This window comes from Acinetobacter sp. ANC 5054 (genome assembly GCF_002135295.1).
Classification (GTDB): domain Bacteria; phylum Pseudomonadota; class Gammaproteobacteria; order Pseudomonadales; family Moraxellaceae; genus Acinetobacter.
In genome coordinates this window covers 97,068-113,146 of sequence record NZ_NEGG01000007.1, presented here as the reverse complement: position 1 = coordinate 113,146, position 16,079 = coordinate 97,068, and the positions used below count along the sequence as shown (strand labels likewise).

Sequence of the window (16,079 nt, the reverse complement as noted above, 5' to 3'; positions counted from 1 at the left end):
TTGATTTGGGATCATCATGAAACAAAAACAGAATCATTGTTTAAAGAAATTTGGTGCGGCTTTTGTGTTGGGGGGAATGTTACTTTCAGCAAATTATGTATATGCCAAAAACCCAGCAGATCCGAACAAAGTTCTACGTTATATATTCCCTGTTGCGGAAACTGGTTTCGACCCTGTAGGCGTGCATGATTTGTATTCAGCACATGTCAATACATCTATTTTTGAAACCTTGTATACCTATGACTATTTAGCCTCACCGGCCAAACTTGTACCAAAAACTGCGGCAGCTTTGCCTGAGGTCAGTGCTGATGGTTTGACTTATACCATCAAAGTACAAAAAGGCATTTATTTTGCTGATGATCCTGTTTTTAAGGGCAAGAAAAGAGAGTTAACCGCAGCAGATTATGCTTATTCGTTTAAGCGTTTACTCGATCCGAGCTTACGTTCACCGAATAGTTGGTTGTTAGATGGTCGAATTTTGGGTATGGATGCTGTTCTTGAGCAAGCAAAAAAAACTGGAAAATTCAATTACGATGCTCATATTGCTGGCATTCAAACACCTGACCGTTATACCTTGGTACTTCGTTTAACTGCTCCAGATCAAAACTTTCCAATGCTCCTTGCACACCAACCGGCTTCTGCTATGGCTCGCGAGGTGATTGAAAAATATCGCGATAAAGCAGGTTTTGTCATGGGAAGGCCGATTGGTACAGGACCCTACATTTTAACCCGCTGGACTCCGGGCTCACGTATTGTGCTTAAAGCCAATCCAAATTACCGTGGTTTTGTTTGGGACTTTAAGCCATCTTCTGCTGAAGACCAAAAAATTGTCGATGCAATGAAAGGCAAAAATATGCCACAAGTGGGCGTGGTCGACATTCAAGTGATGGAAGAGTCACAATCTCGCTGGCTAAGTTTTGTCAAAGATGAGGCGGATCTTTTGGTATTGGACGGTGATTTATCGGTACAAGCCTTAAAAGATGGTGCACTAAAGCCTGAATTAGCGAAAAAGGGCATTCAAATGTCGCGCATCGCAGATCCATCGCTTGATTATCATTACTGGAACATGCAAAACCCCATTGTGGGTGGTTTTAGTAAGGAAAAAATTGCCTTGCGTCGTGCAATGGCGATGGCGTATTCCGCAGATAATCAAATCAAAATATTAATGAATGGTGATGCACAGAAACTGCAAAGTCCGATTCCAATGGGTGTTGCAGGTTATGACCCTAATTATAAAAGCAGTATTCCTTACTCCGTAAAAGCTGCAAATTTATTACTTGATCGTTATAAATACAATGTCGGTGCGGATGGCTGGCGGACGCTGCCGAATGGTAAACCTTTAACGATTGAATTAACACTCTCGGGCAATACAGCACGTTCACAACAAAGTGCAGAGTTTTGGAAGAAAACCTTAGATAGCATCAAAATTAAGATGACGACTAAGTCGATGCCATTCGCTGAAGCGTTAAAAGCAGAGAAACAATGTAAAACCATGTTTAAAGCATCGGCATGGATTGCTGACTATCCAGATGCGGATAATTTCATGCAGTTGTTTTATGGCAAAAATATTAATGTTACGAACAATGGTTGTTCAAAAATTCCTGAGTATGACCGTTTGTATGAACAAACTCAGCGAATGAAACCCGGCCCTGAACGTGATGCTCTATATCGAAAAATGTCGCGCATTTTAGAAGTATATATGCCCGTACAGGTGAACTATGCCCGTTATCGAACAGTGTTATCACAACCGCGTGTGATTGGTTATAAGAAGCATCCGATTTTGGCTGCTGAATGGATGTATATCGATATAGACCCAAAGAAATAAAATGGAATAAAAACTGGAGAAATTATGAAAAACCAAGCATTAAAATTGACGACACTGACTATGCTCATGATGGGGGGAAGTCAAATTGCTCAAGCAGAAGACTCGACACGTAGTACTTTGCCAAAGTTTAAAGCTCAAGATATTCCTGCGCTGTGTGATGCTAAAATTCAACAAGTGCAGACTGAGCTAAATGCATTTGAAAAAAAATCCATTAAGAAAAATGCCAAAGCTGCGCCAGTACTTGCAGAGTGGGATCAAATTTTTGCCAAGTTTGAAGATTTCTATGGGCCGATTGGACTGTATAGTAATGTCGATCCAGATGAAGCATTACGTAAAGCTGCTGAAGACTGTGAAATTAAAATCAGCGAATTCCAAACTTCAGTTTTTCAAAATCCTAAATTATACGAACAAATTAAAAAGCTAAAAACCAATGACGATATTGATAAAAAAATGCGTCAAGACATTTTAGATGGATTTGAAAATACGGGTGTGCAATTTACGCCAGAAAAACGGGCACGTTTAAAAGCCATTTTTGATGAACTTACGAAAATTGAGCAAGAATATGCTCGTAATGTACGTGATAACACCGAAAAACTAGAATTTACGCCTGCGGAACTTAAAGGATTACCTGAAAGCTATATTTCAGGCTTAAAGAAAAATGAAAAAGGCAATTATTTACTTGGATTTGAGTATCCTGAATACCGCCCATTTATGGAACTTGCGGAAAATGATGCTGCACGCAAACGCTATCAAATCGCTTTCACACGTCGTGGTACAGAAAAAAATCTAAGCTTGTTAAAGCAAGCAATGGATTTGCGTTATGAAATTGCACAATTATTTGACAAGAAAAGCTATGCAGAATGGGTGCTGCAACATCGTATGGCGAAAGACCCTGAAACGGTAAATAAATTCCTTGGAGAAGTATACGATACCGTTGCACCTTTAGAGAAAAAGGAAGTACAAACCTTACGTGAATTCAAGGCCAAAACCTTAAATATTCCAGTAGAAAAAGCTGAAATAAATCGCTGGAGTGAAAGCTATTGGAGCGAAAAATTACGTAAAGAAAAATATCAAATCGATCAAGAAAAATTACGTGATTATTTCCCAACCCAAGCCTCTCAAGAATGGTTATTTGCCATTTCATCAGACCTTTACGGTATTGATTTTAAACCTGCAAAAGTGGATGTTTGGCAGGATGAAGTTGAATATTACGATGTAACTGATAAGAAAACAGGCGAATTACTGGGTGGTTTATATATCGATAAATTCCCACGTAAAGGCAAATATGGTCATGCTGCCGTATGGGGTGTGAAAGGCGGAAGCACACTCACAGGTCGTAAGCCTATTTCAGCTTTGGTGACGAACTTTAACCGTAAAGGTTTAAACAGTGACGAGCTTGAAACTTTTGTTCATGAGTTCGGGCATGCATTGCATGGCATTTTGTCGCATACCCGTTATGCATCGCAATCAGGTACTTCAGTCGAGCGCGATTTTGTTGAAGCACCTTCTCAAATGTATGAAGAGTGGGCGCGTCGTAAAGAAACACTATCGACACTTGCAAATTACTGCAAACCAGATTGTCCACGTGTAGATGATGCGCTTATTGCCAAATTAAATGCGGTACATAGCTATGGTCGTGGTTTGCACTATGCACGCCAAACGCTATATGCAAAATATGATATGGCACTACATTCATCCGATGCATTAAGTGTTCAACCGCTAGATGTATGGAAAAAAATGGAAGGCGAAACTGCATTAGGTTATGTACCAACAACTGAATTCCCTGGGCAATTCAACCACATTATGGGCGGATACCAAGTTGGTTATTACGGTTATATGTGGTCTGAAGTTATGGCACTCGATATGTTGTCAGCTTTTGGCGATCACTTAAACAACCCAGAAGTTGGGCAGCGCTACCGTCAAAGTATTTTGGCACAAGGTGGTCAATATGAAGCTGAAAAATTGGTGCATGATTTCTTAGGTCGTAAACCTGACAATAAAGCATTTTTCGACGAAATTACCGGTCAACGTGTTAAGTAGGTAGGTCTTTATGCTGGCATATATTATACGGCGTATATGGCAGATGATCCCGACGATGCTCGGGGTCGTTCTGCTCATATTCTTCCTGTTTAACTGGGTGGGTGGTGATCCTGCATATATTTTGGCAGGCAAAATGTCGAACCCAGAGCAAATTGAAAATATTCGTCAACAATTGGGTGTGGACCAGCCGTATTACGTTCAATTGTGGATTTTTATCAAACAAATATTAACCTTCGACTACGGACTAAGTTGGAGTACGGGCGAGTCAGTCTCTGAGATTATTATGACTAGACTTGGTCCATCGCTCACGATTTTGATCCCACTGACCATTTTACAGACAATCATTTCAATTGGTTTGGCTCTGGCTGTTGCTTCTGTGCGTGGCACGCTGACTGATCGCATGATTATGATGTTGTGTACGATTGGTATGTCGATCAGCATTTTGGTTTATATCATTGTCTTCCAATATGTTTTTGCATATCAACTGAGTTGGTTTCCAGTACAAGGTTGGAGTGATCAATTTAGTGAAAACTTATTTAAATATGGACTGCTGCCAATTTTAATCATGTTGGTGGTGAGTATTGCGCCAACACTGCGCTTATACCGCAGCTTTGTCTTAGATGAAGTCAATCAAGACTATGTGCGTACAGCACGTGCTAAAGGTGTGGGTGAAAGCCGGATTCTGGGTGTCCATGTTTTGCGTAATGCTTCAATTCCAATTATTACTGACGTCATGTCGAGCCTACCAGCATTATTGATTGGTGCATTCCTGATTGAGCGTTTCTTTGGTATTCCGGGTATTGGTCGTGAAGTGATTATTGCTGTTGAACGAAGCGATTTCCCAGTGATTAAAGCCATTACGGTCTATGTTGCAGCGGCAACCATGATTTTTAACTTAATCGCGGATTTGATTTATAAACTCGTCGATCCACGCGTACAGTTGAAGTAGGTGGTCTATGCAAGAAACATTAATCAATAAAACAGCAGCGACCAAAAAACCGACGTCAACTGGGCTATGGAAGTTGGCAATGCGCCGTCTCAAAGCAGACCGCATCGCGATGGTATCGCTCTTTGTGGTGCTGTGTTATTTCGTGGTGTTAATCCTGTCCATGTCAGGGTTGGTGGCTTCCAATTGGAATAAAGAAGTAGCGGTGAGTTATGCGCCACCGACTTTCATGGGCACAGATAAAACGGAAGTTTCTACCGAACAAAAAGCAGCCGCTGAATCTTTGGCGCTGCCTGAAAATCCGGTCGATCCATTAAAAGATGTAATCCAAGAATTAAATGCTGAGATTGCGGCAGAACAGGGAGCAACAGCTGCCATTGATTATTATGGTGTAACCGACCCACTTGCTGAAGATATGAAAGCCATTGATCAACAGCTTGGTGGACATTTATTGGATCAGCAAAGTGAGTTAAAACAAACGCTCCCGTTTGGTGCAGATAAATGGGGGCAAGATGTACTGCAAAAAACTATTAAAGGTGCTGAAACATCAATTATCGTGGGTGTCGTCGCTGCGGTTTTAGCTGTGGTAATAGGGACTATTTTAGGGGCAATTTCAGGATATTTTGGCGGTTGGGTCGATGATATCTTAAACTGGTTCTATAACATTTTTACTTCAATTCCTTATCTGCTACTTGTGCTTGCTATTGCTGCGGTACTACAACAAAAAGGCATTATGTCGATTGTGCTGATTTTAGGGTTGACTGGATGGACAGGTGTGTATCGGTTGGTTCGTGCGGAATATATGAAGCACACCTCACGTGAATATGTGCTTGCGGCAAAAGCAATTGGGGTAAGCCATTTGAGACGCATCTTTGTGCATATTTTCCCAAATGTCAGTCATATTGCATTGGTGCAAATTTCAATTTTGGTTGTGGCATTTATTAAGTCTGAAGTCATTTTAAGCTTCTTGGGCTTTGGTGTACCTGTCGGTGTGGTTTCATGGGGCAGTATGCTGAACGAAGCACAAAGTGAGTTAATCCTTGGTAAATGGTGGCAACTGATTGCTGCATCCGTTGCAATGGCTGTATTAGTCACCGCATTTTCAATGTTCACAGATGCGTTACGTGATGCATTAGATCCAAAATTGAAATAATAGGAGTAGAGGAATGACTGAGATCAATCAATCTGTTCAACCAACGCTCCTTAGCGTTCAAAATCTTAAAGTGAGCTTTAAGGCAGAAAATAAAACCTATATAGAAACGGTAAAAGGGGTGTCATTTGATATTCCTGCCAATACGACAGTCGCTTTGGTGGGTGAGTCAGGCAGTGGTAAATCCGTAACTTCTTTAGCTGCAATGGGGCTGTTACCTGCTGAACAAAGTCGAATTGATTCAAGTAGTAAAATTATTTTTGAGGGGAAAGACTTACTCAGTTTATCTCCACGAGAAATGCGCAAAATCTGCGGTAAAGACATTGCGATGATTTTCCAAGAACCGATGTCTTCATTGAATCCAGTTTTTACTGTGGGCGATCAAATCTCTGAAGTGTTACGTATTCATTTAGGGATGGGACGTAAACAAGCGCGCGCACGTACACTCGAATTGTTAAAAGAAGTGGGTATTCCTGCCCCTGAAATAAAAATTGATGCCTACCCAAGCCAAATGTCGGGTGGTCAACAACAGCGTGTCATGATTGCGATGGCCATTGCTTGTGAGCCTAAACTTCTTATTGCCGATGAACCCACAACAGCGTTGGATGTGACAATACAAAAGCAAATCTTAGATTTGCTCGAAAGTCTGCAAAAAAAGCGTGAAATGTCGATGCTGTTCATTACCCATGATTTGGCTTTAGTGAGTGAAATTGCGGATCAAGTGATCGTCATGCGTAGTGGTGAAATTCGTGAGCAAGGCCTGGTTACACAAGTGTTAGAACATCCAAAAGATATCTACACACGTGCCTTATTACAGTGCCGTCCGCAAATGTCAGAACGTCCTTATAAGTTGCCGATGATTAGTGATTTTATGCGACAAAATGGTGATGAGCTGATCGAGGATGTGCGCTTAACAGAGGAAACCAAGCGCCAACGTACACGTGGTCTGACTGGAAATGAAGACATTATTTTAGATGTAAAAGATTTAAAAAAATCATTTTATAGTCGTAAAGGATTGTTCTCGAAAGAGGAGTATCAAGCTGTAAAAAGTGTGTCTTTTCAGTTGGCTAAAGGTAAAACCCTTGGTCTAGTGGGGGAGTCTGGTTCGGGTAAAACCACCATTGGACTATTACTCATGCGTTTGCAAGAAGCGACAAGTGGTCAGGCGCTGTTTGAAGGTAAAGATATTTTAGCCATGAGCGACAAAGAATTTACCCAGTATCAACGCAAAATCCAAATTATTTTCCAAAACCCTTATGCATCATTGAATCCACGCTTTACCATCGGGCAGATTTTGATGGAACCGATGCAGGTACATAAAATTGGTCAAAATGATGCTGAACGCGAGCAGATGGCATTTGATCTGTTGGAACGTGTGAGTTTGCCTGCACAATCGTTTTATCGTTATCCGCATGAATTTTCAGGGGGACAGCGCCAACGAATTGCGATTGCACGCTGTTTAACTTTAAAGCCAGAAATTTTGATTTGTGATGAATCTGTCTCTGCACTAGATGTGTCTGTACAAGCGCAAGTATTGAATTTATTGCAGGATTTACAGGATGAATTTGGACTGAGCTATATTTTTATTTCGCATGATTTATCTGTAGTGAAATATATTTCTGACCAAATTATGGTAATGAACCATGGTGATATTGTGGAAATTGCCAATTCTGATGTGTTGTATGCATCACCACAGCATGACTATACAAAGCGCTTGTTAAATGCGATTCCTCAAACTACCGAACATTTCACTTAATTGTATGTGCACATCTAAACCAAAAGCATAAAAAACCGCTCATCAGAGCGGTTTTTTTATTGGCATGAAATTAAAATTTCTTGAAGCCTTTGTTATTTCCATTAAATGCACGGCTAGGCACAGAATCATTGCGACGTTCACGATTACCGAAGTTATCATTACGACGCTCACCACGGTTATCTGAGTTGCCTTGGAAACGGTCATTACGACGATCGCCACGGTTTGCAGAATTGCCTTGGAAGCCTTCGCTACGACGTTCACCACGGTTCGCAGAATTGCCTTGGAAACCTTCGCTGCGGCGTTCGCCACGATTCGCAGAATTACCTTGGAAACCTTCGCTGCGACGTTCGCCACGGTTGTTTTGATAACCTGTGTTTTGCGGTGCTTGGTTTTCATCACTATCACGACGTTGTTGACGCAAATAACCACCACGACGTGCTGCCATAGGCTTGTCTTGCATACGTTCAGTACGACGTTTTGCCATACCAAATAAGCCTGTACCTTGACGTGGTTTAAGCTCTACAGATTTCGTTAAGTTGTCGATGTCTTGTTTATCAAGTTCAATCCAACGACCAGTACGAAGTTCGCGTGGTAAAATCACTGAACCATAACGGGTACGTAATAGACGACTTACTTTTAGACCTTGAGATTCGAAAATACGACGAACTTCACGGTTACGACCTTCTTTCACGACAACTTGGTACCAACGGTTAATACCATCACCACCAATTTCAGAGAATGATTCAAATTTTGCAGGACCATCATCTAAAACAACACCATTCAACATGTTGTTTTTAAGTTGAGGTGTCACTTCACCCATAACACGAACTGCGTATTCACGCTCAATTTCGCTTGATGGGTGCATTAAACGGTTAGCCAATTCACCATCGTTAGTGAATAGCAAAAGACCTGTTGAGTTAATGTCAAGACGACCAACCATGACCCAACGGTCGCCAGTAATTTGTGGCAACTGTTCAAATACAGTTGGGCGGTTTTCAGGGTCGTTGCGTGAGCAAATTTCACCTTCAGGTTTATAGTAAATCAACACACGACGACGAATTTCGTCTTCAATTTGGAATTGAACTTTACGACCATCGATGCGAAGCTCATCACCTGGTTCAATACGTTCACCCACTTGGGCAACTTGCCCATTGACACTTACACGACCAGCGGCAATGACTTCTTCCATATAACGGCGAGAACCCAAACCAACACGTGCAAGCACCTTTTGCAATTTTTCACTCATGACAGCATAACCTTAGAAATTATCATCAACAGTTCACCTATTTATGACTTCGGTGCATTCGCATCGAGCGCCATAAAAGCTTCCTTGGCATCCTGCAGGGGAGGCAATTGGCCCAAAGTGGTTAGACCAAAAGCATTTAAAAATTGAGGCGTTGTAACTAACAACGCAGGGCGTCCAGGGAGTTCACGAAAACCAGATTCTTTAATCCAGTTCCAGTCAAATAAGGTACGTAATATTTGACTATTGTTGGTCACTCCTCGAATTTGCTCAATGTCTGCGCGGGTTACCGGTTGATGGTAAGCAATAACAGAAAGTGTTTCGAGCAAGGAAGGCGATAAACGCGTCGGACGCTCAGGCCATGTTTGTGCAATAATATTACGATATTTTGCACGTACTTGAAAACGGAAACCTTGAGCGGTTTCAACAAGTTCAATTGATCTGCCATGTTGCAGCATCGACAATTGCTGCAAATATTGGCGTAATTCAGTTTTTGTGAAACGATCGTGGAAAGCCTCTTTTAAACGGGCAATACTCACAGCCGTTTCACTGGCAAAAATAATGGCTTCAAGCTGCATCAAAATTTCATGCAGATCTTCGGTAGGTGTCGTTGGCGTAGTTACTTCGGTATTCATGCACGTGCTCCCTGAATTGCAAGCGGTGCTTCAACACCAGATGCCACAATTTGAACTTTTTGCTGACGCGTCAGTTCTAAAATTGCCATAAATGTGACCACAACACCCATATGACCTTGGCTCGGTTTGAGCAGGTCGGAAAAATCTAAAATTTCACCCGATTCAAGCATACTTTCAATATAAGCAATACGCTCTTCGAGTAAAACAGGCTCTTGTTGAATTTGGTGAGTAACAGGTTCTGGGCGATTAAACACACAGAACATCGCATCGCGAAGTAAGTTTATGTCATAGCCATCATTGCTTTCAATGATTGTTCCAAGGCTGACATTGGTCTCAAAAGTATCGCGATCAAGTACCGACATTTGCCCTAAACGTTCAGCAGCTTGCTTAATACGTAAATAGGTTTCTAAACGGTCAATTAATTCTTGTTTCGGATCCTGCTCTGTAGCAGAAAGCGATTTTGGTTTTGGTAATAATAAACGTGATTTTAAATCTGCAAGGAGTGCTGCCATCACCATATAGTCCGCAGTCAATTCAATATCGAGTGACTTCATGGCATCCATATAAGACAGATACTGAGCGGCGATGGGTGCAATATCGACTTGTAATAAGTCGAAGCCATTTTTTTGAATCAAATAAATTAGAAAGTCGAGTGGTCCTTCGAAATGCTCTAATAGAATTTCAAATGCGGCAGGTGGGATGTACAAATCATCTGGAATAGCTTGTTGCCACTCATCCAAAACGCGAATGTGTGGAGCATCTTCCATAGAATTATGGACAATTTGGTTCATTGCAATTATAAGCCACGCGAATTTTCAAAGGCATGCAGACCGCTTCGACTTCGATCTCGCATCGAAAGTAAAAGCACAAAGTTTATAGGGAATAGTGTAATGGAAAATTGCCTTTAAAGAAATTGCTCAAAGGTTGAATTGCTCAAAAAACTTAAAATAAATAGGGAATACTTGTGCGTTTGATCATTGCACTTTTATACATGTGATTCGCATCACATAACGAGGATATATAAAAAGACTTGTATGTTGATATTTTTTAATGTTTTCTAGCAGAGCTATTTATACACTTTCAAAAGAAAAATATCATGAGACCGATACTGAACAAATTTGCGCAACCTGTTGGCGTACTGCTTGAATCTTTCCAAGCGTGTCAGCTTCCGTTCAACGTAGAGAAAGGTCATAGTGTTCAACTAATTCCAATTTATCCTGAACAGATTGATCCAAAAATGATTCAGAGTCTCTGGCAAAGCATTCAACAAGAGCCCGATGCGCGTTGCTGGACATATTTACCTTATCCTCCGATCCTAGATGAAGCAGAGTTAACCACGTATTTTCAAAATGCGTTCCATTTTGCAGGTGCGTTCCATTATGCCATTCAAGTGGGAGAACAGTTTGTGGGGTGGGTTGGACTTTTAAATATACGACCAACACATGCAGTCATTGAAATTGGCAATGTGTACTTTTCACAAGCAATGAAACAATCGACTGCGGCGACTGAAACCATTTATTTATTTATTGCTACGTACTTGTTTTGCAGCAGGCTATCGACGGGTCGAGTGGAAATGTGATGATTTAAATGCGCCTTCAAAAAAAGCCGCATTACGCTTTGGTTTTACACATGAAGGTCTATTTCGTCAGCATGTTATTGTGAAAGGGCGTAATCGTGATACTGCTTGGTATGCGATGTTGGATCAAGAATGGTCAACACTTTCTTTAGCCTATGAAGCGTGGTTAAAAGCAGATAACTTTGATCAGCAAGGTCTGCAAAAAGTTCATTTAAAAGATTTTATCCAACTTTATTCAGCCTAATAAAACCTGTGGTTTGTTCGTTTCAATGTTAGTTAAGAATTGGCAATAGCATATTCAATGACGCGCTGACACTGAACTTGGGTGCATAGATTTTGCGACCCAAGCTGTAGTAACAACGCTTTTGCTGAGGTAATTTCTAAAAAATATTCAAATATTTCATTATTGTAGGCGAGTTGAATTAAACCTTCTGATGGCTCTAGTACAACTTGAGCCTCGGACTCTAGTGTCCAAGGCTCCATTGCATATATGGTGTAATGATTAGGAAAATCATCGAGATTGAGTAAAATCTGAAACAAATTCATATGGCAGACTCGAGTAGTTCCATAGACCAATTTGATTAGTTTTTATAAGAAAGCTTAAATACAAAAAAGTTTGGTGTCTGATGCGATTTTATTCAAAAGCACTTACATCACCCACACCACGACGAATCACTTCAGGGTAATCACCTGATAAATTCACCACGCTGGTGGTATTTAAAGTACCCAAACCACCATCGATCAGTACATCAATCCGTTTGCCAATTTGAAGTTCTATCTCAAAAGGATCATCAATCGGTTCATGTTGACCAGGCAAGATCAGAGTCGAAGTTAGTAGGGGTTCACCCAGTTCTTTGAGTAATAACTGGCAAATCGGATTGCTTGGAATACGCAAACCAATGGTTTTCTTTTTCGGATGCATTAAACGACGTGGCACTTCGCTGGTCGCAGGTAAAATAAAGGTGGTAACCGCAGGGGTATTATTTTTGAGCAGACGATACATTGCATTGTCTACTTTGGCATAAGTGGCAATATCTGATAAGTCAGCACAAATGATGGCATATTGATGTTTAGCATCAAGCTGACGAATCTGAGCAATACGCTCCATGGCATTTTTATTCCCAATTTGGCAGCCAATGGCATACGCAGCATCGGTTGGGTAAACCACCACATCACCTGCACGAATGCGTTCGACCGCTTGGGTAATTAAGCGCGGTTGAGGATTTTCCGGATGTATTCTTAAATGCAACATATCGTATTCCTCTTATAGGGCTTGCATCTCATTATTGCCATGCCAATTTGTATTGTGCAATCTGAAATACATTGAATTTGTATAATTTAATCAAGCATTTCACGCTGAAATTCATTCGCCTGTAATATTTTGCCAGCACGAGTGCAGTGACAAATGCAGGAAATGAAGCGCTGAGCATCCCGTGGAAGCGTAGCTTCGCCACTAAAATAAGCCTGTAATTGGGCAAATACGTTATCTTTAAATACAGCACCATTTCCGCCTTCACCCGTTAAATTATCCAGTGATACACGAAACTTACGCCCAAAGGCTTTGGCAAATAACCATTCAATCGCTTGAGGTTTAATTTCGACTTGCTCAAATAGGGCTTGTTGTTCTTGCGAACGACCATCTGGTGCATACCAATAACCTAAATCTGGCAATAGACGGCGTTTATCTCCAGCAATGGTCCAATGGCTGATTTCATGCAAGGCACTATTAAAGAAGCCGTGTGCAAATTGAATACGCGCTGGGGTGTTTTCACCCGCTGGAAAATACTCAGGTTCAAAGTCGCCTTTGACTAAGTTTACATTCAGGTGGGAAAACCAGTGATTAAAGTGTAAGATGAGCCAATCAACTTGTTCCGCTTCTGTTGAAAGTTTCTCCCATTCCGAGAGTTGCACTTGGTCGGCTGAAATGTCAGAATCGAAAGTTGAAATTGTGCTCATAAGTGATGAAATAGTCACTTCTGTTTGCGGCTGCAACAGATGCATAACTTAAGTTACCCAAATGGTCTGTCTAAATAAGTGCAAAATTGTATCTTAATCTTTGACAGAGTACTGATGAATTTGTAGAATTGCCGCCTTAATTATGTCAGCAAATACCTTTCCGGCACAGATTGAGCCGTTTAAATGGGCTGAACAGGGCTTTAAATGGTCAGGAACACTGCCATTATCTCGCTTTGTTCGTATTGCTCGTGAAGCTGTTGGATCAATTGATGATCAATTGATTAACATAGACTGTAAGCTATCAATGGATGCCTATCATCGCATTGTATGGCTGGATGGTCATGTTGAGACGAAGGTTCCAATGGAATGCCAGCGTTGTCTGGATACCGTTGAGATCCCACTTGTTTCAAGTTTTCATCTAGCTCTTGTAGATGATGAGTCACTGATAGAGCGCTTGGATGAGGATGCTGATTTCATCGTTTTAGGTGAAAGTGAAGCAACAACCAAAGGTTCATATGATGCACCTGCGACTGCTGATTTACTCTCACTGATAGAGGATGAATTGTTATTGTTGATGCCGTTGTCACCTAAGCATGACGCTTGTGAACATAAGCATCAACCTGCCGTAGAAGAGCTTGTTGAAGAAAAACGGGATAACCCGTTTGATGTTTTGGCAGGTTTGAAGGGTAAACTTAACTAATTTTTGTGTTATACTCTTAAGTATAAGACAATCGAATTTGTTCTGATCCATTTTTTCGATATTTGTAAGGAGCCATCATGGCCGTTCAGCAAAACCGTAAAAGTCGCTCTCGCCGTGACATGCGCCGTTCACATGACGCTTTAACTGAGAATGCATTAACTGTAGACCAAGCTACTGGTGAAACTCATCGTCGTCACCACGTATCTAAAGATGGTATCTACCGTGGTCGTCAATTATTCGCTAAAGCATCTGCTGAATAATTGATGATGTATTAAGCGTCAAGCTTAGTAGAAAAAATGGGAGCGTTAAGCTCCCTTTTTTTGTATCGTGTTTTTGTTGCATTTGGCAATTACCAAGTCAAAAATTTAGTGTTAAATTTCCGTCCCTGAAATAAGCTTACATGGGATTGTGTTGAATTAATGTCCAAACGGCATCAATTTACCTATCTTAATAAAGGATTTTTTTATGTCTGCTAAACAACTCGAGCAAGCAGCTCAAGCTACTAAAACTGCATTCGTGTTTCCGGGGCAGGGTTCACAAAAAGTCGGCATGCTTGCTGAACTTGCAGAACAGTTTAGTAGTGTGCAAGAAACTTTTGCGGAAGCATCTGACGCCGTAGGTTTTGATCTTTGGCACATTGCGCAAAGCGGCGAAGGTTTAAATCAAACAGAATTTACGCAACCTGTGTTGTTGACTGCAAGTATCGCATTATGGCGTGTGTGGTTGGAGCTCGGTGGTGTTGCGCCAAAATACCTTGCAGGGCATTCATTGGGCGAATACAGCGCATTGGTTGCTGCAGGTGCAATGAGTTTAGGCGATGCAGTGAAGTTGGTGCATTTACGTGGTCAACTGATGCAAAGCGCTGTACCTGAAGGTAAAGGTGCAATGGCTGCAATTTTGGGTCTGGATGATGCCAAAGTTCTTGAATTATGTGCGCAAGCTGAGGGTGAAGGCTCGGTAGAAGCTGCAAACTATAATGCACAAGGTCAAGTGGTGATTGCGGGTGATAAAGCCATGGTTGAAGCGGTGATGGCTACAGCGAAAGAAAATGGCGGTAAAGCGATTGCACTGCCAGTTTCTGTACCATCGCATTGTTCATTGATGAAACCTGCTGCTGAACAGTTCGCAACAGCATTGGAACAAACTGCCATTGAGCTGCCTATGCTACCTGTAATACAAAATGTAGGCGCTGAAATCGCGACAGATGTGGCGCAATTACGTCAGGCGTTAACTGCACAGCTTTATGAATCTGTACAGTGGACAAAGACCATGCAGTACTTGCAAGACCAAGGTATTCAGTACATTGCTGAATGTGGTCCAGGAAATGTCCTTGCGAATCTCGCAAAACGTTTGCCAAATATTGAGAAAGCATTCCCACTCGACAGCAAAGGTCGTATGGAAGATGCACTGAATGCCATTTTAGTGGCAGAAGGGAAAATTGCATGACACAAGAACGCAAAGTTGCTTTAGTAACAGGTGCGAGCCGAGGGATTGGAGCAGCAATTGCTCAGCAATTGATTCAAGACGGTTATTTTGTTGTAGGTACTGCGACATCTGAGGCGGGTGCAGAAACATTATCTGCAACTTTTGCTGAAAATGGTGCCGGTAAGGTTTTAGATGTGCGTGATGCGACTGCAATTGATGCATTGGTGTCTGAAATCGAACAAAGTTATGGTTCAGTCCTTGTGTTAGTAAATAACGCAGGCATTACCAAAGATAATTTGTTACTACGTATGTCAGAAGATGATTGGGATGACATCCTAAACATCCATTTGAAAGCCGTTTATCGACTTTCAAAACGTGTTTTAAAGGGTATGACCAAAGCACGTTTTGGCCGAATTATTAATATCAGTTCTGTGGTTGCACATTTTGCTAACCCAGGACAAGCAAATTATTCTGCTGCAAAAGCAGGGATTGAGGCCTTTGGTCGCAGTCTTGCAAAAGAGATGGGAAGCCGCCAAATCACTGTAAATGCGGTGGCTCCGGGCTTTATTGCAACAGAAATGACAGAACAGTTAAGCGAAGAAATTCGTAAAAAAATGAGCGATCAAGTGGCATTAAACCGTTTAGGTGAGCCGCAAGATATCGCAAATGCCGTGAGTTTTCTTGCTTCTGAAAAGGCAAGTTACATTACCGGAACTGTATTACATGTAAATGGTGGTTTATACATGAGCTAAGTGCTTAAGTATAAACTTTCAAAACGATTTAGATTCAATTAAACTAACGGCATTAAAAACGCCACAAGCAATGAG

16 protein-coding genes and 1 pseudogene are annotated in these 16,079 nt (G+C 41.4%); 11 read left to right on the top strand and 6 right to left on the bottom strand.

The window, feature by feature from the left end; translation table 11 throughout:
• Positions 1-16: 16 nt before the first annotated feature.
• From B9T33_RS08940 to B9T33_RS08920, 5 genes are read left to right on the top strand one after another with little or no spacing between them, the layout of a single operon-like run.
• Positions 17-1,825: an ABC transporter substrate-binding protein gene (locus B9T33_RS08940; RefSeq protein WP_086178574.1), complete on the top strand. Its 1,809-nt coding sequence runs from the start codon at positions 17-19 to the stop codon at positions 1,823-1,825.
• Between the two features lie 24 nt (positions 1,826-1,849).
• On the top strand, positions 1,850-3,865 hold the full coding sequence (locus B9T33_RS08935; protein WP_086178573.1) for a M3 family metallopeptidase: 2,016 nt from the start codon (positions 1,850-1,852) through the stop codon (positions 3,863-3,865).
• A 10-nt stretch (positions 3,866-3,875) separates the two neighbouring features.
• Positions 3,876-4,814: an ABC transporter permease gene (locus B9T33_RS08930; RefSeq protein WP_086178572.1), complete on the top strand. Its 939-nt coding sequence runs from the start codon at positions 3,876-3,878 to the stop codon at positions 4,812-4,814.
• Between the two features lie 7 nt (positions 4,815-4,821).
• Positions 4,822-5,964: an ABC transporter permease gene (locus B9T33_RS08925; protein ID WP_086178571.1), complete on the top strand. Its 1,143-nt coding sequence runs from the start codon at positions 4,822-4,824 to the stop codon at positions 5,962-5,964.
• Between the two features lie 13 nt (positions 5,965-5,977).
• Positions 5,978-7,717, top strand: coding sequence for an ABC transporter ATP-binding protein (locus B9T33_RS08920; RefSeq protein ID WP_086178570.1), 1,740 nt, complete (start codon positions 5,978-5,980; stop codon positions 7,715-7,717).
• Positions 7,718-8,012: 295 nt separating this feature from the next.
• On the opposite strand, the pseudogene rluB reads toward B9T33_RS08920, so the two are convergent.
• The 3 genes and pseudogenes from rluB to B9T33_RS08905 all read right to left on the bottom strand — a co-directional run.
• A pseudogene (gene rluB / locus B9T33_RS08915) lies at positions 8,013-8,963 on the bottom strand (23S rRNA pseudouridine(2605) synthase RluB); the annotation flags it as partial.
• A 41-nt stretch (positions 8,964-9,004) separates the two neighbouring features.
• Positions 9,005-9,595, bottom strand: a complete 591-nt coding sequence (gene scpB / locus B9T33_RS08910) for an SMC-Scp complex subunit ScpB (protein ID WP_086178568.1) — start codon at positions 9,593-9,595, stop codon at positions 9,005-9,007.
• Positions 9,592-10,386 (bottom strand): segregation and condensation protein A, encoded by a 795-nt coding sequence (locus B9T33_RS08905; protein WP_086178567.1) that lies wholly within the window; start codon positions 10,384-10,386, stop codon positions 9,592-9,594. Before B9T33_RS08905 ends, scpB begins: the two co-directional genes overlap by 4 nt.
• A gap of 305 nt (positions 10,387-10,691) precedes the next feature.
• Here B9T33_RS08905 and B9T33_RS08900 point away from each other — a divergent pair, with 305 nt between their 5' ends.
• Entirely contained in the window at positions 10,692-11,174 is a 483-nt protein-coding gene (locus B9T33_RS08900) for a hypothetical protein (RefSeq protein WP_322853480.1), read from the top strand.
• Positions 11,175-11,253: 79 nt separating this feature from the next.
• Positions 11,254-11,415: a GNAT family acetyltransferase gene (locus tag B9T33_RS16660; RefSeq protein ID WP_322853479.1), complete on the top strand. Its 162-nt coding sequence runs from the start codon at positions 11,254-11,256 to the stop codon at positions 11,413-11,415.
• Between the two features lie 32 nt (positions 11,416-11,447).
• Here B9T33_RS16660 and B9T33_RS08895 read toward each other — a convergent pair whose 3' ends face one another.
• From B9T33_RS08895 to B9T33_RS08885, 3 genes are all read right to left on the bottom strand, one after another.
• Positions 11,448-11,717, bottom strand: a complete 270-nt coding sequence (locus B9T33_RS08895) for a hypothetical protein (RefSeq protein ID WP_086178566.1) — start codon at positions 11,715-11,717, stop codon at positions 11,448-11,450.
• Positions 11,718-11,805: 88 nt separating this feature from the next.
• Positions 11,806-12,423 carry an L-threonylcarbamoyladenylate synthase gene (locus B9T33_RS08890; RefSeq protein ID WP_086178565.1) on the bottom strand — a complete coding sequence of 206 codons (618 nt, stop codon included), beginning with the start codon at positions 12,421-12,423 and terminating at the stop codon, positions 11,806-11,808.
• A gap of 86 nt (positions 12,424-12,509) precedes the next feature.
• Positions 12,510-13,172 carry an elongation factor P hydroxylase gene (locus B9T33_RS08885; RefSeq protein WP_086178564.1) on the bottom strand — a complete coding sequence of 221 codons (663 nt, stop codon included), beginning with the start codon at positions 13,170-13,172 and terminating at the stop codon, positions 12,510-12,512.
• Positions 13,173-13,269: 97 nt separating this feature from the next.
• Between B9T33_RS08885 and B9T33_RS08880 the strand changes: the two genes are divergently transcribed.
• From B9T33_RS08880 to fabG, 4 genes are all read left to right on the top strand, one after another.
• Positions 13,270-13,827, top strand: a complete 558-nt coding sequence (locus B9T33_RS08880) for a YceD family protein (RefSeq protein WP_086178563.1) — start codon at positions 13,270-13,272, stop codon at positions 13,825-13,827.
• Between the two features lie 77 nt (positions 13,828-13,904).
• Positions 13,905-14,087 carry a 50S ribosomal protein L32 gene (gene rpmF / locus B9T33_RS08875; protein WP_004279227.1) on the top strand — a complete coding sequence of 61 codons (183 nt, stop codon included), beginning with the start codon at positions 13,905-13,907 and terminating at the stop codon, positions 14,085-14,087.
• Positions 14,088-14,292: 205 nt separating this feature from the next.
• On the top strand, positions 14,293-15,273 hold the full coding sequence (gene fabD / locus B9T33_RS08870) for an ACP S-malonyltransferase (protein WP_086178562.1): 981 nt from the start codon (positions 14,293-14,295) through the stop codon (positions 15,271-15,273).
• Positions 15,270-16,004, top strand: coding sequence for a 3-oxoacyl-ACP reductase FabG (gene fabG, locus B9T33_RS08865; RefSeq protein WP_086178561.1), 735 nt, complete (start codon positions 15,270-15,272; stop codon positions 16,002-16,004). Before fabD ends, fabG begins: the two co-directional genes overlap by 4 nt.
• Positions 16,005-16,079: the final 75 nt, after the last annotated feature.

Bases quoted from the DNA above. Each gene is read 5' to 3' on its own strand.
- rpmF (WP_004279227.1), top strand. From the start codon at position 13,905: ATGGCCGTTCAGCAAAACCGTAAAAGTCGCTCTCGCCGTGACATGCGC.
- B9T33_RS08895 (WP_086178566.1), bottom strand. From the start codon at position 11,717: ATGAATTTGTTTCAGATTTTACTCAATCTCGATGATTTTCCTAATCAT.
- B9T33_RS08880 (WP_086178563.1), top strand. From the start codon at position 13,270: ATGTCAGCAAATACCTTTCCGGCACAGATTGAGCCGTTTAAATGGGCT.
- B9T33_RS08900 (WP_322853480.1), top strand. From the start codon at position 10,692: ATGAGACCGATACTGAACAAATTTGCGCAACCTGTTGGCGTACTGCTT.
- fabD (WP_086178562.1), top strand. From the start codon at position 14,293: ATGTCTGCTAAACAACTCGAGCAAGCAGCTCAAGCTACTAAAACTGCA.
- B9T33_RS08890 (WP_086178565.1), bottom strand. From the start codon at position 12,423: ATGTTGCATTTAAGAATACATCCGGAAAATCCTCAACCGCGCTTAATT.
- B9T33_RS08940 (WP_086178574.1), top strand. From the start codon at position 17: ATGAAACAAAAACAGAATCATTGTTTAAAGAAATTTGGTGCGGCTTTT.
- fabG (WP_086178561.1), top strand. From the start codon at position 15,270: ATGACACAAGAACGCAAAGTTGCTTTAGTAACAGGTGCGAGCCGAGGG.
- B9T33_RS08935 (WP_086178573.1), top strand. From the start codon at position 1,850: ATGAAAAACCAAGCATTAAAATTGACGACACTGACTATGCTCATGATG.
- B9T33_RS08905 (WP_086178567.1), bottom strand. From the start codon at position 10,386: ATGAACCAAATTGTCCATAATTCTATGGAAGATGCTCCACACATTCGC.
- B9T33_RS08885 (WP_086178564.1), bottom strand. From the start codon at position 13,172: ATGCATCTGTTGCAGCCGCAAACAGAAGTGACTATTTCATCACTTATG.
- scpB (WP_086178568.1), bottom strand. From the start codon at position 9,595: ATGAATACCGAAGTAACTACGCCAACGACACCTACCGAAGATCTGCAT.
- B9T33_RS08925 (WP_086178571.1), top strand. From the start codon at position 4,822: ATGCAAGAAACATTAATCAATAAAACAGCAGCGACCAAAAAACCGACG.
- B9T33_RS08930 (WP_086178572.1), top strand. From the start codon at position 3,876: ATGCTGGCATATATTATACGGCGTATATGGCAGATGATCCCGACGATG.
- B9T33_RS08920 (WP_086178570.1), top strand. From the start codon at position 5,978: ATGACTGAGATCAATCAATCTGTTCAACCAACGCTCCTTAGCGTTCAA.